Genomic DNA, 16,048 nt, shown 5'->3' with positions numbered 1-16,048 from the left:
CTCCAGTCCCCTTGCCAGCGACCGGGGCTACGCCCCGATCAGCCCTCGCAGATATTTGACTGCGTCGTCGAAGGGCAGCCGCTGCTGCCCGTCTTCGCCACGCAGATCCTTGATCGTCAGTGCACCGGCCGCATGCTCCTCGTCACCGAGAATCAGGGCCACCCGGGCACCACTGCGGTCGGCGCGCTTGAGCTGCGCCTTAAAGCCGCCACCGCCGGCATGGGTCTGCAGACGCAGTTCCGGCAGCGCGTCACGCAGGGCCTCAGCCGTCTCCAGCCCGGCCCCGACCTCGGTGGCCACCACCAGGTAGGCGTGGGGCACCCCGCCCTGACCGGGCACCCCCTGTTCCTCGAGCAACGCCACCAACCGCTCCAATCCCAGGGCGAAACCGATCGCCGGGGTCGGGCGGCCACCGAGCTGCTCGACCAGCCCGTCGAAGCGCCCGCCGGCGCAGACCGTGCCCTGGGCACCGAGTCGATCGGTCACCCATTCGAAGACCGTGCGCGTGTAGTAGTCGAGCCCCCGCACCAGCGAGGGATTCACCTCGTATTCGACGCCGGCCCGCTCAAGCAGGTTCCGTACCGTGTCGAAGTGTTCCGCCGAGGTAGCATCGAGGCAGTCCATCAACCGTGGCGCATCGGCCATGATCTGCTGCACTTCCGGGTTCTTGCTGTCGAAGATGCGCAGCGGATTTGTCTCCAGGCGTCGCCGCGCGTCCTCGTCGAGCCGGTCCTCGTGGCGGCGCAGGTAGGCGACCAACTCCTCGCGATGGGCCGCGCGGCTCTCCGGGGTGCCGAGCGAATTGAGCTGCAGGCGCACATCGGGCAGTCCCAGCTCACGCAGCATGCGCGCGGTCATGATGATCATCTCGGCGTCGAGCTCGGGCCCGGGGATCCCGAAAACCTCGGCCCCGACCTGATGGAACTGCCGCAGCCGCCCCTTCTGCGGCCGCTCGTGCCGGAACATGGGGCCGGCGTACCAGAGCCGCGGCTCGGCATTGTGCAGCAGACCGGACTGGATGCCGGCGCGTACACAGCCGGCCGTACCCTCAGGGCGCAACGTGACGCTGTCGCCATTGCGATCGTCGAAGGTGTACATCTCCTTCTCGACGATATCGGTGACCTCACCGATGGACCGGCTGAACAGCTCGGTGCGCTCGAGCACCGGCAGCCGGATCTCGCGATAACCGTAGGCCTCCAGGACCCGGCGGATCACCGACTCGGCGCGCTGCCACAGCGGGCTCTCCTCCGGAAGGATATCCGAGAACCCGCGAACGCTCTGAATCCCCTTTTTTGACAAAACGCTACTCCGACTCCATCGACGTCCAAGGCACACCGGCGACCGGCGTGCCCACCTGCGCGGCGGAGGCCTCCCGGGCCTGTGCACCGTCCTCGCCCGGGCCTGTCGGTTCCGGCTCGCCACCATCGAGCAGGATTGCGGTCATCACCACGGCCACGGCGAGCAGCAGCACAAGGAGCATCAACGGCAACCAGCGCCGCCGGCGGCGCCCGGCCGGTCGGGGCTCAACGGCTCCCACATTGCCCACGGCCCGCTCCTCGCTGGCCGGATCGCTGCCCCGGCGCCGGTTGTACGCCTCGACCACCGCCTCGGGATCGAGTTCGACCAGGCGCGCATAGGCGCGTAGGTAACCGCGCACGAAGGTTGGCGGCGGCAGACGTTCGTCGTCATCTTCCTCGAGGGCCGTCACCCGGTCCGCCGACAGGTTGAGACTCGACCCCACCGCACGCACGGTACGCCCCTGCGCCTCACGGGCGCGGCGCAGTTGCTGCCCCGGCGACGGCCGGGCGCCCTTGTCCCCGGCATCATCCGGGGCATCGGCCCGGGGCCGCGCCCCGTCGCTGTCGTCCTGCCCCGTTTCATCAGTCATGGCCCGACCTCATCCGCGTGCAAACGTTCGTTCCACCCCGAACCAGGGAAACGCTCGGCCAGCATCTCGGCGAAGGCGGCCGCCTCCTCCGGCCGCCCCTGCTCGGCCGCCACGCGTGCCGACCAGTAAAGGCCGCGCGCCCCGGCGCCACCGCTGTCACGGGCACGTTCCAAGTCTTCGGCGGCCGCCTCCAGCGCCCCCTGGCGGTAACGCAGCTCCCCGCGCACCACACGCGCCGGGGCAAACCCCGGTGCCGCCTCGACGGCAGCATCGGCGCGGCGAGCAGCGGCATCCTCGCGCCCCGCATCGAGGGCGCAGCGGGCGGCGTTGGTCAACGGCACTTCGGCGGAATCATAGCCACCCGCCCCGGCGGCATCCCCGAAGACCTCCAGCGCCTCATCCACTTGCCCGGCACGGCACAGACTCCGCCCCCGGTTGTTCAGGATAGGCCCCGAGTCCGGAGCGGCCTGCGCGGCACGCCGATGGTATTCGTGGGCCATCTCCAGATCGCCCTGCGACTCGGCCACGAGCCCCATGCCGGAAAGCGCCTGTGGGTGTTCTCCATCGATCTGCAACGCCCGCTCCAGGCGCGAGCGGGCGGCCTCCGGCTGCGCCTGGGCGATCAGATGAAGCCCTGCCCCGGCGTGGCTGTCGGCTGCGCGCTGGTCATCCGGCATCTCGGGCCCGGCAGCGCACCCGGCCGCCAGCAGGGCCGCCAGCATGGGCCCCGTGCGCTTCACGCCGTTCCCGCCACCTTACTGGGCCGCGCATCGCGGATCTCGCCGACGAGCTGGCCGCACGCCCCATCGATATCATCACCACGGGTTTCGCGGATGGTCGCGGTCAGGCCGTGCTCGAGCAGTCGATCCGCGAAGCGGCGCACCCGCCGCTGTGGCGAGCGGCCGTAGCGTGCCCCCGGGTAGGGATTGAACGGGATCAGGTTCACCTTGGACGGAATCCCCCGCAGCCGCTCGATCAGCTCCCGGGCGTGCTCGTCCTGGTCGTTGACCCCATCGAGCATGACGTACTCCCAGGTGATGCGCCTATGGGGCTTGTCGGCGATGTACGCGTGGCAGGCCGGCAGCAGGCGCTCCAGAGGGTTCTTGCGATTGAGCGGAACCAGCTCGTTGCGCAGCTCGTTATTCGGAGCGTGCAGTGAGACCGCCAGACTCACGTCCGTGATGCGCTGCATCCGCTCGATGGCGTGGACCACTCCCGAGGTCGAGATCGTGACCCGACGCTTGGAGAGAACGAACCCGAAATCGTCGGTGAACACCCGCGACGCCGAGATGACCGGGTCGAAGTTGAGCAGCGGCTCGCCCATGCCCATGAAGACGATGTTGGTGATCGCCCCCTCCGGCAGGTGGCGGCGCGCGATGTGAACCTGACCGACGATCTCGGCGGCGCTGAGATTCCGCGAGAACCCGCCCTCCGCCGTAGCGCAGAAGGTGCAGCCCATCGGGCAGCCGGCCTGCGAGGAGACGCACAGCGTCCCACGCTTCGGCTCCGGGATGTAGACGGCCTCGACACAGTTGCCGTCGGCCAGGCGCACCACCCACTTGCGGGTGCCGTCGCTGGCCTGCTGGTCGGCGGCCACCTCGGGCAGACCGACCTGGGCGTTCTCGCGCAGCCTCTGGCGCAGCGCCTTGCTCAGGTCGGTCATCTCGTCGAAATCGTAGACGTGGCGCTGATGCAGCCACTGCATCATCTGCCGGGCGCGGAACCGCTTTTCGCCCAGGGCATCGAAGAAAGCGGCCAGCCGCGGCCGATCGAGCCCGAGCAGCTCGACCGGGCCCGACTGGCGCTCGGCGTGCACCGCCTCGTGGTCAGCGGGAGCAGATCTCATCGGCCTTGAAGAAGAACTCGATCTCCTGTTCCGCCGTCTCGGGGCTGTCCGACCCGTGGACCGCATTGGCATCGATGCTCTCCGCGTAGTCGTGGCGGAGGGTGCCTGCAGCCGCCTCCTTGGGGTTGGTGGCGCCCATGATCTCGCGGTTCTTGCGGATGGCGTCCTCGCCCTCGAGAACCTGCACCATCACCGGCCCGGAGGTCATGAAGCCGACCAGGTCATTGAAGAACGGACGCTCCCTGTGCACAGCGTAGAAGCTCTCGGCCTGCTCGGTGCTCAGCCGAACCATGCGCGCAGCCACCACGCGCAGGCCAGAGCGCTCGAAGCGGGCAAGGATCTCGCCGATCGCGTTCTGCGCTACGGCATCCGGCTTGATGATGGAAAGGGTTCGCTCGACGGCCATTAGGATCTCCTGACTGATGAATGCTCGCGTTCAACAAAAAAGCCGCAGCGCTGGAATGCTGCGGCGCCTTGGGCAGTCGGACAGTCTACCCCTCCGTTCCGGGCGCCGACAATCTCGCCGCGGTTGGGCCGTTCACACGGCAAAGCTCTCGCCGCACCCACACAGATCGCGGACGTTCGGGTTGCGGAAATCGAAACGGTAATTGATACCGTCGCGCACGTAGTCCACCTCGGTGCCTTCCAGAAACGGCCGGTGCTGTTGCGCCATCACCACCTTCACCCCGTGGCTCTCGACGACAAGATCCTGATCGCCGATCTCCTCGGCGTAATCGACCACGTAGGCGAAGCCGGAGCAGCCACTGGCCTTGATCCCCAGGCGCAGGCCGTGGGCCCGGTCAGCATCCTGGCTGGCGAGCATCTTCTCGACATGCCGCGCGGCACGTTCGGTCAGGGTTACGGGCATGACTTGCCTCCTGTCACTGGGCGCGCCGTAACGGCGCATCTGTCTGCATTCTAGGGGGTTCCGGCAGCTAGCGGGAAGCGTCCCGGTGGTGCTCGCCGCACGCCTTCTCGACCGACGTCTCGTCGACCTCCAGATCCGGCACGCGGGTCTCTTCAAGCCGCCCGCCCATCTGCTGCACGGCGCTGCACAGCTCCTCAATGCGCCGATCGGTGACGTGGATATGATCGAGGATCGCGTTCACCGCCTGGGCCACCGGGTCCGGCATCTCGGTGGTCCCGTAAGCATCGAAGCCAATTCGCCGCGCCACCCGGGCTCGCTGCTCGTCCCCGTCAACGTCGCGCTTGCGCTCGCCGACCTGGCGCGCCGGGATCCCCACCATAGTCGCCCCGTCGGGGACATCCTTGAGCACCACAGCATTCGAGCCGATGCGCGCCCCGCCACCCACACGGATGGGTCCAAGCAGCTTGGCGCCGGCGCCGACCACGACGTCATTGCCCAGGGTCGGGTGGCGCTTGCCCGACTGCCAGCTGGTCCCGCCCAGGGTGACGCCGTGGTAGAGGGTGACGTCGTCGCCGATGTCTGCAGTCTCACCAATGACCACCCCCATACCGTGGTCGATGAAGAAGCGCCGGCCGATGCGCGCCGCCGGGTGGATCTCGATCCCCGTGACCCAGCGGCTGAACAGCCCCAGCATGCGCGCCAGCCATCGCAGCCGCCAGCGCCAGAGCCGCGCGCTGATGCGGTGCAGGATCAGGGCGTGGAAACCGGGATAGGTGGTCACCACATGGAAGGCGTTCCGGGCGGCCGGATCGCGATCCATGACACACCGGATGTCCTCACGCAGGCGTCGCAGCATCCATTTACCCTTTACAACGGTCCTACTTGCGCCAGCGGCGCGGATTGAGCACGTGGCTGAGCAGCCCGCGCAGCATCCGCACCTCGTCCTCGGTCAACCGCGCACGGCGGAAGATGTTGCGCAACCGCCGCATGGTCAGCGCGGGGTTGTGCCGGTCCAGGTAGCCGACTCGACCGGCCATCTCCTCCAGGTGAACGAAGAAGCGCTCCAGCGTATCCACGGCGGCGGGCGGCTCTTCCGTCTCGGGCTGCGGCAGTGCGCCCCCCACCTCGGCCGCCATGCGCAGCTCCCACGCTACCAGCTGCACGGACTGAGCCACATTCAGGGAACTGTAATCCGCGTCGGTCGGGATCTGCACGAGGTAGTGGCAATGATCCAGCTCGGCGTTGGTCAGGCCGGTGCGCTCCCGACCGAAGACCCACGCCAACCCCCCTTCGCCCCCCTCAGCGGCGGCCGACTCGGCCGCCGGGCGCAGCGCCAGCCGGGGCTGCCGCTCGGCGCGGATACGCGCCGAGAGCCCGAAGGCCAGACGACAGCCGGCCAGCGCCGAGGCGAGATCCGGATAGCGCTGCGCCTGCTCCAGAACCTCGCCGGCCCCGGCCGCCCGCGCGACGGCCTCCGGGTCATCGGGGTCGCACTGCGGATCCACCAGACACAGATCCCGCAGCCCCATGGTGCGCATGGCGCGCGCGGCGGCGCCGATATTGCCGGGGTGCGTGGTCCCGACCAACACAATACGAGTGCGCTCAAGGCTCAAGATGGCCTCCCGGTCTGAATCGCATCAGTTTTGCTGTTATCCTGTACCGCGTCCAGCGTAGGAGCTTTCCCGATGCACCCAATGGTCAACATCGCAGTCCGTGCCGCACGGGCTGGTGGTGATCTAATCGTCCGCAACATCGACCGCCTCGACCGCGTCCGGGTCGAGACCAAGGGACGCTACGACTTCGTCTGCGACATCGATCGCCAGGCCGAGGCGGCGATCGTGCAGACCATCCAGCGCGCCTACCCGCAGCACGCCATACTCGCCGAGGAGAGTGGCCTGCAGGGGCGCGCGCAGGGTGAGGCGGAGTATACGTGGATCATCGACCCGCTGGACGGGACGGCGAACTTCCTCCGCGGCTACCCCCACATCGGCGTGTCGATCGCTGTGCAGAAGGACGGCCAGCTGGAGGCAGCCGCCGTCTACGACCCGCTGCGCCAAGAGCTGTTCACCGCCTCACGGGGCAACGGGGCGCAGCTCGACGGCCGCCGCATCCGCGTACCGCAGCGCCGCGGGGTGGACGGGGCGATGATCGGGACCGGCTTTCCGTTCAAGAACCAGGCCCTGATGCCGGCCTACCTGCGGATGTTCTCCGCCCTGACCGAGCACGCCGAAGACATGCGCCGTGCCGGCTCCGCGGCACTGGACCTGGCCTACGTCGCCGCCGGGCGGCTGGACGGCTACTTCGAGTTGGGCCTGAAACCGTGGGACATCGCCGGCGGCACCCTGCTGGTCCGTGAGGCCGGCGGCATTGTAACGGACATCACGGGCGAGGATCGCGCCCTCGCCACCGGCCATGTCGTCGCCGGCGCCCCCAAGGTCCACAGCGGTCTGCTGAACACCATCCGCGCCCACACGGCGGATCTGCCTACCGCCTGAGCAACCCGACCGCTCAGGCGCTGCCCAGGCCGCGCTCCAGGTCGCGGATGATGTCCGCCGGATCCTCCAGGCCGACGGAGATCCGGACCAGCCCCTCGCCGATGCCGGCCGCCGCCCTCAGTTCGTCGGTGATGGTGCCGTGGGTGGTGGTCGCAGGGTGCGTGATGGTGGACTTGGTATCGCCGAGGTTGCCGGTGATCGACAGCATGCAGGTGCTATCGATCACGCGCCAGGCCGCCTCCCGTCCGCCAGCCAGCTCGAAGGCAACGATCCCGCCAAAGCCACTCTGCTGCGCCGCCGCCAGCCGGTGGTGCGGATGGTCCGGCAGCCCCGCGTAGTAGACCCGCTCGACCCGCGGATGATCCCGCAGCCACTCGGCCACCTGCTGGGCATGGCTACTGTGGGCGCGCATGCGCAGCGAAAGCGTCTCCAGCCCCTTGAGAAACACCCAGGCATTGAAAGGACTCATGCACGGCCCGGCAGTGCGGATGAAACCGTGGATCTCTTCGCCCACCCGCTGGGCGTCGCCCACCACCGCGCCGCCGACACAGCGCCCCTGGCCATCCAGGTACTTGGTCGCCGAGTGGACCACCAGATCGGCCCCAAGCTCCAGGGGCCGCTGCAGGGCGGGGGTACAGAAGCAGTTGTCGATCGCCAGCAGGGCGTCGTGGGCGTGCGCGATCTCCGCCAGGCGGCGGATGTCAGCGACCTCGTTGAGCGGGTTGGAAGGCGTCTCGGCGAAGAGCAGACGCGTATTCGGCTGGATCGCCCCGGCCCAGCCCCCCTCGTCGCTCAACGGCACCCAGCTGACCTCGATCCCCCAGCGCGGCAGGTACTTGGTGAACAGCGACAGCGTGGTCCCGAACAGGGTCCGCGACGCGACCACGTGGTCCCCGGACTGCAGCAGGCCAAGGCACGTCGCCAGGACCGCGGACATGCCCGAGGCCGTCCCGACGCAGGCCTGACCGCCCTCCAGGGCCGCCAGGCGGTCGCAGAAGGTCCGCACCGTTGGATTGGTGAAACGCGAGTAGACGTTGCCCGGCTCCTCGCCGGAGAACCGGGCAGCCGCCTGAGCGGCGCTCTCAAAGGTGAAGCTCGAGGTCGGGTAGATGGGCTCCGACTGCTCCTGGCCATCGGTCCGCACCTGCCCGGCTCGCACTGCCCGGGAATCAAACCCGGAGAGCGGCTCGTCGTCAGGCCTGGTTGTGCACATCCACGATCTCCAAGTCCTGGTCGCTGCGCGCCTTTTCCCTGGCGGCATCGGCCCGCGCCTGGGACAGGCCACGCAGGTAGTCCTGGCTCACGCCACCGGTGACGTACTGACCATTGAAGCACGAGCTGTCGAACTGCCGGATCTGCGGATTGCCATCGGCCACGGCGGCCTCCAGGTCAGCGAGTTCCTGGTAGATCATTCGGTCGGCCCCGATGGCCTCGGTGATCTCGGCCTCGTCCCGATTGTGAGCGATGAGTTCCTCGGGGGCAGGCATATCGATGCCGTAGACATTGGGGTAACGCACCGGCGGCGCCGCAGAGGCCAGGTAGACCCGCCGCGCCCCGGACTCCCGGGCCAGCTGCACCAACTGCTGCGAGGTGGTGCCGCGGACGACCGAGTCATCCACCAGCAGGACGTTCTTGCCCTCGAACTCCAGCGGAATGGGGTTGAGCTTCTGACGTACTGACTTCTTGCGCGCCGCCTGCCCGGGCATGATGAACGTACGCCCCACGTAGCGGTTCTTGATGAAGCCCTCACGGGACTCCACACCCAGCTGATAGGCCAGCTGCATCGCCACCGTACGGCTGGTGTCCGGGATCGGGATGATCACATCGATATCGTGCTCGGGCCACTCGCGCCGGATCTTCGCGGCCAGCCGCTCACCCATGCGCAACCGCGCCTTGTGCACGGCCACCCCGTCGACGATGGAGTCGGGCCGGGAGAGGTAGACGTACTCGAACAGGCACGGCGCATGGACCGGATCCTCGGCACACTGCCGGGTGTGGAGCTCGCCAGCCATGTCGATGAAGATCGCCTCGCCCGGGGCTACCTCGCGCACCAGGCGGAAGCCGAGCATGTCCAGGGCCACGCTCTCGGAGGCGATCAGGTACTCCCGCCCCTGCTCGGTATCGCGCTCGCCAAAGCACAGCGGGCGGATTCCAAAAGGATCCCGGAAGGCAAGGATACCGTAGCCGTTGATCATCGCCACGGCCGAGTAGGCCCCGTGGCAGCGTCGGTGGACCTGCTCGACGGCGCTGAACAGGTCGCCGGGCTCGAGCCGGTCGTGGGGCGAGACACTCAGCTCGTGGGCGAGGATATTGAGCAGGATCTCGGAGTCGGAATTGGTGTTGATATGGCGCCGGTCGGTGCGGAAGAGCTCCTGCTTGAGCTCCTCGGTATTGGTCAGATTACCGTTGTGCGCCAGCGAGATGCCGTAGGGCGAATTGACATAGAAGGGCTGCGCCTCGGCGGAACTCTCGCAGCCGGCGGTGGGGTAGCGGACGTGGCCGATGCCGATATTGCCGGTCAGGCGCATCATGTGCCGGGTTCGAAAGACATCCCGGACCAGCCCGTTGCTCTTGCGCAGACTCAGCTGCCCCTGGTCATAGGTGATGATCCCGGCAGCGTCCTGACCCCGGTGCTGGAGCACGGTCAGCCCCTCGTAGAGGTCCTGGTTCACCGGCCCCTTGGCCACCATTCCGATTACGCCACACATGGATTGCTCCTACCTCTTGCTGGGCGCCAGCACGGCGGACAGGCTTCACGGCCGCCGCCCGGCGCAGTATTCAGCCCAGTAATCCGGCAAGCCATCGAAGCCCTCCATTGCCTCGCCCTCAACAGGCGGCTGCCAATCAAAGTCTTCCAGCCAGGCGTCCAGGCCGGCTCGACAGATCCACGGCTTGATCCCCGGCAGCACGACGGACTCCTCCCAGGCCCGCTCCTGGGTCATCGGCGAGAACCCGAGCAGCAGCACCACCAGCGCCACCACCACCGCCCCGCGGGCAGCCCCGAACAGCACCCCCAGGAGCCGGTCGGTGCCGCCCAGACCGGTGCGCGTCACCAACGCCGACAGGGCGTTGTTGAGCAGCGCCCCGAGGATCAGTGTTCCCACGAAAAGCACCACGAAACCGGCACCCAGGCGGATCGTCGGCGATGCGATCCACTCCTCGAGCAGCAGCGCCACGGCCCCGGAGTAGCGCACCGCAACCCAGAAGGCGGCCACCCAGACCAGCACAGAGAGCACCTCGCGGACGAAACCGCGGATCAGGCTGATCCCCGCCGACAGGGCGATGACACCGAGAATGGCCAGGTCCAGCCAGTTCATCGCGTGACCACGTAGCCCTCGACCCCCGCCTCATCGACGGCGCGCTCGAGCAGCGCCTGCGCCTCGTCACGCTCCATGACCGGCCCGACACGGACGCGGTGGAAGCTTCCGTCCCCTTCGGCCGACTGGATATAGGCCGGTAGCCCCAGCTCGCGGATGCGATCGCGTTCGCGCTCGGCGTTGTCCGCCTCCCGGAAGCTGCCCACCTGGACGGAGTACGCCCCCTGGTCGCGGCTGACAATGGCGATACCGTCCACCTCGTCCACTACCCCATTAACGTCGTCGTCTTCGCTCACGACGTCTTCGGCTTCGTCATCGGCGGCGGGCTCCCGCGCCTCGGGGTCGTCACGCCGGGTCTCGTCGTCGTCCCCGTCCCGCGGCGCCTCCGGCTCCTCGAACCCAACCGGCTCGTCGGTGCTGAAGTCCTCCGGCTCGTCCTCCAGGCCCTCGGGCGGCTGCTCGGCGAGTTCCTCCGGCTCCGGCTGCTCGTCGGGCCGCGGCGGCACCTCCACGGGGACGTCCACATCCTCGGCATCGTCGGAACCAGAGAAGATCATCGGCAGGAAGATCACGGCCAGGGCGACCAGGACCGCGGCGCCAACCAGCTGTCTTTTCGTGCTTGGATCCATCGCCTACCCCCAGCCTTTCTGCGCTTGTACGGCGGCCACAGTACGGAAGGAACCGAACACCACCACCCGGTCACCGGGGCGGGCCTGTTCTTCCAGTGCGGCCAGGGTGGCCGCCACGTCGTCGCCGCAGTGGACCACCGGTTCCCCGGCTGCGGCAAGCTCACGGGCCAATTCATCGGCGTGACGCATATCCGGCTCGTCGAGCTGCGGCAGGTACCAGGCATCGATCCGGCCGCTCAGCGCGTCAATCAGCGCGCCGGCGTCCTTGCGCGACGCCACGGCGAATACAGCCCGCGTCCACCCGGACGCCGCCCCGTCGTCGAGCACCCGGGCGAGTTCTTCCGCCCCATCGGCATTATGCGCGACATCCAACAGCCACTCCAGTGACCCGGTCCCGATCCGCTCCAACCGTCCGGGGACGCGGATCCGGCCGAGGATGCGGGCAACGGCTTCCGGATCCGCACCGGTGCCCTCCGGCAGCTGAACCAGAGCGGCCAGGGCGGTGGCCACGTTACCGCGCGCCGCCCGGCCGGAGACCCCGGGCGCCGGCAGGCCGCACCAGTGGTGTCCGGCGCAGCGCCACCACCAGAGCCCGTCGTCCCGCTCCCCCCAGGTGAAGGCGGCCCCGGCCTCCACCAGTCCGGCACCGACCTCCAGGGCGATCCGACGCAGCGCCGCCGGCGCATCCGGCTGACCGATCACCGCCGGCCGGCCGGAGCGAAAGATGCCGGCCTTCTCCGCGGCGATCACCTCGAGGTCGTCACCCAGGAACTCGGCATGATCGCGGGCGATGCGGGTCACCACGGCGATATCAGCATCCACCGTGTTCACTGCGTCCAGCCGGCCGCCCAGGCCCACCTCGAGGATCCAGACCGCCGCGCCACTGCGCCCGAAGAGGTCGAAGGCTGCGAGGGTGGTGTGCTCGAAGTAGGTCAGGCTTACGCCCGCCTCGCTCCGGGCCTGCTCGACCCGACCTAGCGCCTCGATCAGCGCGGCATCGCTGACCTCCGCGCCATCGATGCGCATGCGCTCGTTGAAGCGCTGGAAATGCGGCGAGGTGTAGAGTGCCGTGGCCACGCCAAGACCGTTCAGCACACCCTCGAGGGTCCGCGCCACGCTCCCCTTGCCGTTGGTCCCGCCGACGGTGATCACCCGCGCGGTGGGATCGAGGACACCAAGGTGCCGACCCACCGCGGCCACCCGCTCAAGGCCCAGGTCGATGGCCGTCGGGTGGGCCGCTTCCAGGCGTGCCAGCCAGCCATCGAGATCCGCCGGGGCTGCCGGCTGCGCCGTGCGGGCGTCGTTCATGCGTTGCGTGTGCCGCCCCCGTCCTCACCGGCGTCGGCCGGACCGTCACCCGCCTCGCCGGAGCCGTCTCCCTCGCTCGGCTCGCCGGCCTCGGTGCCCTGCGCCTCGGCAGCCGTCGGCTCGGACTCCACCGCCGGAGCGGGCGCCACCGAGACATCGCCGCCGAGCTTGCCCATCAGCGAGGCGATCTCGTCGCGCATCTCGCGCCGGTCGACGATCATGTCGATAGCGCCGTGCTCGAGCAGGAACTCGGCCCGCTGAAACCCCTCGGGCAGGGTCTCGCGCACGGTCTGCTCGATCACCCGGGGGCCGGCGAAGCCGATCAACGCCCCGGGCTCGGCGATGATGACATCGCCCAGCGTGGCCAGGCTGGCCGAGACACCGCCCATGGTCGGATCGGTGAGCACGGAGATATACGGCACCCGGGCCTCGTTGAGCCGCGAAATGGCCGCCGAGGTCTTGGCCATCTGCATCAGCGAGAACAGCGCCTCCTGCATGCGCGCCCCGCCCGAGGCCGAGAAACAGACCAGCGGGATGTCGTGGGCCCGGGCCTCCTCGGCGGCACGGCAGAAGCGCTCACCAACGATGGTGCCCATGGACCCGCCCATGAACCCGAACTCGAACGCGCAGACGACGACGGGCCGCTGATGGACCGCACCGCGCATAGCCACCAGGGCGTCGTTCTCGCCGGTAGCCTTTTGGGCCTGGGTCAGCCGATCCCGGTAGCGCTTGCTGTCGCGAAAACGCAGGAAGTCCGAGGGCTGCAGTTCGGCCCCGATCTCCACGGCCTCGCAGGACTCGTCCAGGAACAGCCGCAGGCGCTGCCGCGCCGAGATCCGCATGTGTGCATCGCACTTCGGGCAGACCTCGAGGTTGCGCTCCAGATCCGGGCGGTAAAGGATGCCCTGACACGACTCGCACTTGGTCCACAGCCCCTCGGGGACGCTGCGGCTGCGCGGTCCGGCCTCAGTCCGGATGCGCCGCGGCATGAGTTTCTGAAACCAGCTCACGAATCACCCCCCGTCGTCGTCTCGTCCATCGCCCGGCGCAGGGCGCGGACGGCATCGCGCAGGCGCTCGGGCAGATCCGCCGCCGCGCCGTGTTCGCCGATCATGCGCACCAGCGCGCTGCCGACGATCACACCGTCGGCGCAGGGCGCCAGCGCCGCAGCGCTCTGCGGGTCGCGCACCCCGAACCCGACGGCCACCGGCAGATCAGTGACGCGGCGAATACCGGTGACCTGCTGCTCCACCAACCCGGCATCCAGGTCCGCCGCACCGGTGACCCCCTTGAGGGCGACCGCGTAGACGAACCCGCCGGCCACCGAGCAGACCCGCTCGAGGCGGGCGGCGCTGGTGTTGGGCGCCACTAGGTAGATGAGATCGAGGCCGTGGGCCTGCGCCTCGTCGGCCAGCTCTTCGGCCTCCTCCGGGGGCAGATCAACCGTCAGCAGCCCATCGACACCGGCGGCGGCGGCATCGCGCGCAAAGGCGCCGTAGCCGGCAGCCTCGAGGATATTGGCGTAACCCATGAAGACCACCGGCGTATCCGGATCGTCCTCGCGGAAACGGCGCACGACCTCGAACAGCCGCGCCGGCGTCGTCCCCGCCGCCAGTGCCCGGGCGCAGGCGGCCTGGATCACAGGGCCGTCGGCCATCGGATCGGAAAACGGGACGCCAACCTCGATGATGTCGGCGCCGCCGGCCACCAGGGCGTGCATCAGGCGCACGGTGTCGTCGGGCGACGGATCACCACCGGTGATGTACGGGATCAGGGCCGTTCGCCCGGCGGAGCGGCAAGTGCGGAAACGTTCAGCGATGCGGCTCACAGTTCGATGCCCTCCTGCGCCGCGACAGTGGCGATGTCCTTGTCACCCCGTCCGGAGAGATTGACCACCAGGGTAGCGTCCGGCCCGAGTTCCGCGGCCAGGCTTTCGGCGTAGGCGACCGCATGGGCGGTCTCCAGCGCCGGCAGGATGCCCTCGGTTCGGCTGAGCCGGTGGAACGCCGCGAGCGCCTCGGCATCGGTGACCGCGACGTACTCGGCGCGCCCCGTATCCTTCAGCCAGGCGTGCTCGGGGCCGACGCCGGGGTAGTCGAGGCCGGCCGAGATGGAGTGGGTGCCGATGATCTGCCCCTCGTCGGACTCCATCAGGTAGCTGCGCGCGCCGTGCAGCACCCCGGGCCGTCCGGCATTGAGCGGAGCGGCATGCCGACCGCTGGCCACGCCTTCGCCACCGGCCTCGACACCCACTAGCCGGACAGCGGCGTCGTCGAGGAACGGGTGGAAGATGCCCAGGGCATTGGAGCCGCCGCCGACGCACGCCACCACGGCATCGGGCAGACGGCCCTCGCGCTCCAGCATCTGCGCCCGGGTCTCGACGCCGATGACCCGCTGGAGATCGCGCACCAGGGTCGGATAGGGGTGGGGGCCGGCGACGGTGCCGATGATGTAGAAGGTGTTGTCGACGTTCGCCACCCAGTCGCGCATCGCCTCGTTCATGGCGTCCTTGAGGGTGCGCGTACCGGCATCCACGGCGCGGACCTCCGCACCAAGCAGGCGCATCCGATAGACGTTGGCGGCCTGGCGCTGCACATCGTCGGCTCCCATGTAGACGACGCACTCCAGGCCCATTCGCGCCGCCACCGTCGCCGTGGCCACGCCGTGCTGGCCGGCCCCGGTCTCGGCAATGATCCGGGTCTTGCCCATGCGTGCGGCCAGCACCGCCTGGCCGACGGTGTTGTTGACCTTGTGCGCGCCGGTATGGGCCAGGTCCTCACGCTTGAAATAGATGCGCGCCCCGCCGGCGCTGGCGGTCAGCCGCTCGGCCAAATACAGCGGAGTCGGTCGGCCGACGAAATCGCGCAGCTCGCGGTCGAGTTCATCCTGAAAGGCCGGATCGCGACGCGCTTCCGCGTACGCCTCGGCCAGCTCCTCAAGCGGCCCCACCAGGGTCTCGGAGACGAACCGTCCCCCGAAACGGCCAAAGTGCCCGTCGTGCTCCCCGGCGGGATCGCCGCCGTACTGCTCAGGTCTCGTCGCCACGTTCCACCTCCGCGAGAAACCGGGCTATGCGCTCCCGGTCCTTGATCCCCGGCTCCGACTCGACGCCGCTGCTGACATCCACGGCGAAGGGGCGCACATTGCGCACCACCCCCGCCACATTCTCGGCGTTCAGGCCGCCGGCCACCGTAAGCCCCCGCACGCCGCCCGGGATCGTGTCGTGATCAAAGGACTCGCCCCGGCCACCCCGTTCGCCCAGGCGGTGGCTGTCGAACAGGAACCCGCTGGCATCGGGATAGGCCGCCACATAATCCTGAGGATCCACCCCGCCGCCCATGGGCACCGCCTTGACGTAACGGCGCTCGTAGAAGCGGCAGAGCTCAGGCGCCTCATCGCCGTGGAACTGCAGGGTATCAAGGTGCAGCCCCTCGAGCGCCACTTCCACCTGCCCCGGCTTGGGATCGACAAACAGGCCGACCACGGAGACAAAGGCCGGGACCGCGGCCACAATGGCGCGGGCCTCTTTCATATCCACCGCACGCGGGCTGGCATCGCAGAAGACCAGGCCGATGGCATCGGCCCCCAACTCCACGGCGGTCGCGGCATCTTCAGGGCGGGTGATTCCGCAGATCTTGACGCGCGTGCGCACGCTCGGCGTCCCCCTTCGGCGGCTCCAAGGAAAGCGCAAATGTTA

The 16,048-nt window shown here is 68.9% G+C and carries 18 protein-coding genes; 1 reads left to right on the top strand and 17 read right to left on the bottom strand.

Annotation, left to right across the window (positions count from 1 at the left end; genetic code table 11):
• Positions 1-27 precede the first annotated feature (27 nt).
• The 8 genes from hisS to LRA98_RS03575 form a co-directional block, all read right to left on the bottom strand.
• Entirely contained in the window at positions 28-1,299 is a 1,272-nt protein-coding gene (gene hisS / locus LRA98_RS03610; protein WP_201171530.1) for a histidine--tRNA ligase, read from the bottom strand.
• 4 nt (positions 1,300-1,303) lie between these two features.
• Positions 1,304-1,888, bottom strand: coding sequence for a helix-turn-helix domain-containing protein (locus LRA98_RS03605; RefSeq protein WP_201171533.1), 585 nt, complete (start codon positions 1,886-1,888; stop codon positions 1,304-1,306).
• Positions 1,885-2,628, bottom strand: coding sequence for a tetratricopeptide repeat protein (locus tag LRA98_RS03600; protein ID WP_238633478.1), 744 nt, complete (start codon positions 2,626-2,628; stop codon positions 1,885-1,887). Before LRA98_RS03600 ends, LRA98_RS03605 begins: the two co-directional genes overlap by 4 nt.
• On the bottom strand, positions 2,625-3,734 hold the full coding sequence (rlmN, locus tag LRA98_RS03595) for a 23S rRNA (adenine(2503)-C(2))-methyltransferase RlmN (RefSeq protein WP_238633477.1): 1,110 nt from the start codon (positions 3,732-3,734) through the stop codon (positions 2,625-2,627). Before rlmN ends, LRA98_RS03600 begins: the two co-directional genes overlap by 4 nt.
• Positions 3,715-4,140, bottom strand: coding sequence for a nucleoside-diphosphate kinase (gene ndk / locus LRA98_RS03590; RefSeq protein ID WP_201171538.1), 426 nt, complete (start codon positions 4,138-4,140; stop codon positions 3,715-3,717). Before ndk ends, rlmN begins: the two co-directional genes overlap by 20 nt.
• A 132-nt stretch (positions 4,141-4,272) precedes the next feature.
• A complete protein-coding gene (locus LRA98_RS03585; RefSeq protein WP_201171540.1) occupies positions 4,273-4,602 on the bottom strand; it encodes a HesB/IscA family protein in 330 nt (109 codons plus the stop codon).
• Between the two features lie 67 nt (positions 4,603-4,669).
• Positions 4,670-5,458, bottom strand: a complete 789-nt coding sequence (gene cysE, locus LRA98_RS03580) for a serine O-acetyltransferase (RefSeq protein WP_201171543.1) — start codon at positions 5,456-5,458, stop codon at positions 4,670-4,672.
• A gap of 22 nt (positions 5,459-5,480) precedes the next feature.
• A complete protein-coding gene (locus tag LRA98_RS03575) occupies positions 5,481-6,215 on the bottom strand; it encodes an RNA methyltransferase (RefSeq protein ID WP_201242090.1) in 735 nt (244 codons plus the stop codon).
• Between the two features lie 72 nt (positions 6,216-6,287).
• On the opposite strand from LRA98_RS03575, the gene LRA98_RS03570 reads away from it, so the two are divergent.
• The gene (locus LRA98_RS03570) at positions 6,288-7,097 is read left to right on the top strand and encodes an inositol monophosphatase family protein (RefSeq protein ID WP_201171549.1); all 810 of its coding nucleotides are present in this window, start codon (positions 6,288-6,290) and stop codon (positions 7,095-7,097) included.
• Between the two features lie 13 nt (positions 7,098-7,110).
• Here LRA98_RS03570 and LRA98_RS03565 read toward each other — a convergent pair whose 3' ends face one another.
• From LRA98_RS03565 to LRA98_RS03525, 9 genes are read right to left on the bottom strand one after another with little or no spacing between them, the layout of a single operon-like run.
• Entirely contained in the window at positions 7,111-8,310 is a 1,200-nt protein-coding gene (locus LRA98_RS03565) for an O-succinylhomoserine sulfhydrylase (protein WP_238633476.1), read from the bottom strand.
• On the bottom strand, positions 8,291-9,805 hold the full coding sequence (gene purF / locus LRA98_RS03560; protein ID WP_201171553.1) for an amidophosphoribosyltransferase: 1,515 nt from the start codon (positions 9,803-9,805) through the stop codon (positions 8,291-8,293). The genes LRA98_RS03565 and purF overlap by 20 nt, the downstream gene beginning before the upstream one ends.
• 45 nt (positions 9,806-9,850) lie before the next feature.
• Positions 9,851-10,414 (bottom strand): CvpA family protein, encoded by a 564-nt coding sequence (locus LRA98_RS03555; protein WP_201171555.1) that lies wholly within the window; start codon positions 10,412-10,414, stop codon positions 9,851-9,853.
• The gene (locus LRA98_RS03550) at positions 10,411-11,043 is read right to left on the bottom strand and encodes an SPOR domain-containing protein (protein ID WP_201171563.1); all 633 of its coding nucleotides are present in this window, start codon (positions 11,041-11,043) and stop codon (positions 10,411-10,413) included. Before LRA98_RS03550 ends, LRA98_RS03555 begins: the two co-directional genes overlap by 4 nt.
• 3 nt (positions 11,044-11,046) lie before the next feature.
• On the bottom strand, positions 11,047-12,351 hold the full coding sequence (locus LRA98_RS03545; RefSeq protein WP_238633475.1) for a bifunctional folylpolyglutamate synthase/dihydrofolate synthase: 1,305 nt from the start codon (positions 12,349-12,351) through the stop codon (positions 11,047-11,049).
• Positions 12,348-13,361: an acetyl-CoA carboxylase, carboxyltransferase subunit beta gene (gene accD / locus LRA98_RS03540; RefSeq protein WP_238633474.1), complete on the bottom strand. Its 1,014-nt coding sequence runs from the start codon at positions 13,359-13,361 to the stop codon at positions 12,348-12,350. The genes LRA98_RS03545 and accD overlap by 4 nt, the downstream gene beginning before the upstream one ends.
• Positions 13,358-14,179: a tryptophan synthase subunit alpha gene (trpA, locus tag LRA98_RS03535; protein WP_201171578.1), complete on the bottom strand. Its 822-nt coding sequence runs from the start codon at positions 14,177-14,179 to the stop codon at positions 13,358-13,360. Before trpA ends, accD begins: the two co-directional genes overlap by 4 nt.
• Complete coding sequence (gene trpB, locus LRA98_RS03530) at positions 14,176-15,396, bottom strand: tryptophan synthase subunit beta (protein ID WP_201171580.1); 1,221 nt, start codon at positions 15,394-15,396, stop codon at positions 14,176-14,178. Before trpB ends, trpA begins: the two co-directional genes overlap by 4 nt.
• Entirely contained in the window at positions 15,380-16,003 is a 624-nt protein-coding gene (locus LRA98_RS03525; RefSeq protein ID WP_201171582.1) for a phosphoribosylanthranilate isomerase, read from the bottom strand. Before LRA98_RS03525 ends, trpB begins: the two co-directional genes overlap by 17 nt.
• Positions 16,004-16,048: the final 45 nt, after the last annotated feature.

This window comes from Halorhodospira sp. M38 (genome assembly GCF_022227985.1).
Taxonomy (GTDB): domain Bacteria; phylum Pseudomonadota; class Gammaproteobacteria; order Nitrococcales; family Halorhodospiraceae; genus Halorhodospira; species Halorhodospira halophila_A.
The sequence above is the reverse complement of the archived record's forward strand: the minus strand, read 5'-3'. Positions and strand labels throughout refer to the sequence as shown.

Bases quoted from the DNA above. Each gene is read 5' to 3' on its own strand.
- LRA98_RS03565 (WP_238633476.1), bottom strand. From the start codon at position 8,310: ATGTGCACAACCAGGCCTGACGACGAGCCGCTCTCCGGGTTTGATTCC.
- LRA98_RS03555 (WP_201171555.1), bottom strand. From the start codon at position 10,414: ATGAACTGGCTGGACCTGGCCATTCTCGGTGTCATCGCCCTGTCGGCG.
- rlmN (WP_238633477.1), bottom strand. From the start codon at position 3,734: ATGAGATCTGCTCCCGCTGACCACGAGGCGGTGCACGCCGAGCGCCAG.
- LRA98_RS03545 (WP_238633475.1), bottom strand. From the start codon at position 12,351: ATGAACGACGCCCGCACGGCGCAGCCGGCAGCCCCGGCGGATCTCGAT.
- LRA98_RS03605 (WP_201171533.1), bottom strand. From the start codon at position 1,888: ATGACTGATGAAACGGGGCAGGACGACAGCGACGGGGCGCGGCCCCGG.
- LRA98_RS03550 (WP_201171563.1), bottom strand. From the start codon at position 11,043: ATGGATCCAAGCACGAAAAGACAGCTGGTTGGCGCCGCGGTCCTGGTC.
- cysE (WP_201171543.1), bottom strand. From the start codon at position 5,458: ATGCTGCGACGCCTGCGTGAGGACATCCGGTGTGTCATGGATCGCGAT.
- LRA98_RS03585 (WP_201171540.1), bottom strand. From the start codon at position 4,602: ATGCCCGTAACCCTGACCGAACGTGCCGCGCGGCATGTCGAGAAGATG.
- purF (WP_201171553.1), bottom strand. From the start codon at position 9,805: ATGTGTGGCGTAATCGGAATGGTGGCCAAGGGGCCGGTGAACCAGGAC.
- ndk (WP_201171538.1), bottom strand. From the start codon at position 4,140: ATGGCCGTCGAGCGAACCCTTTCCATCATCAAGCCGGATGCCGTAGCG.
- LRA98_RS03570 (WP_201171549.1), top strand. From the start codon at position 6,288: ATGCACCCAATGGTCAACATCGCAGTCCGTGCCGCACGGGCTGGTGGT.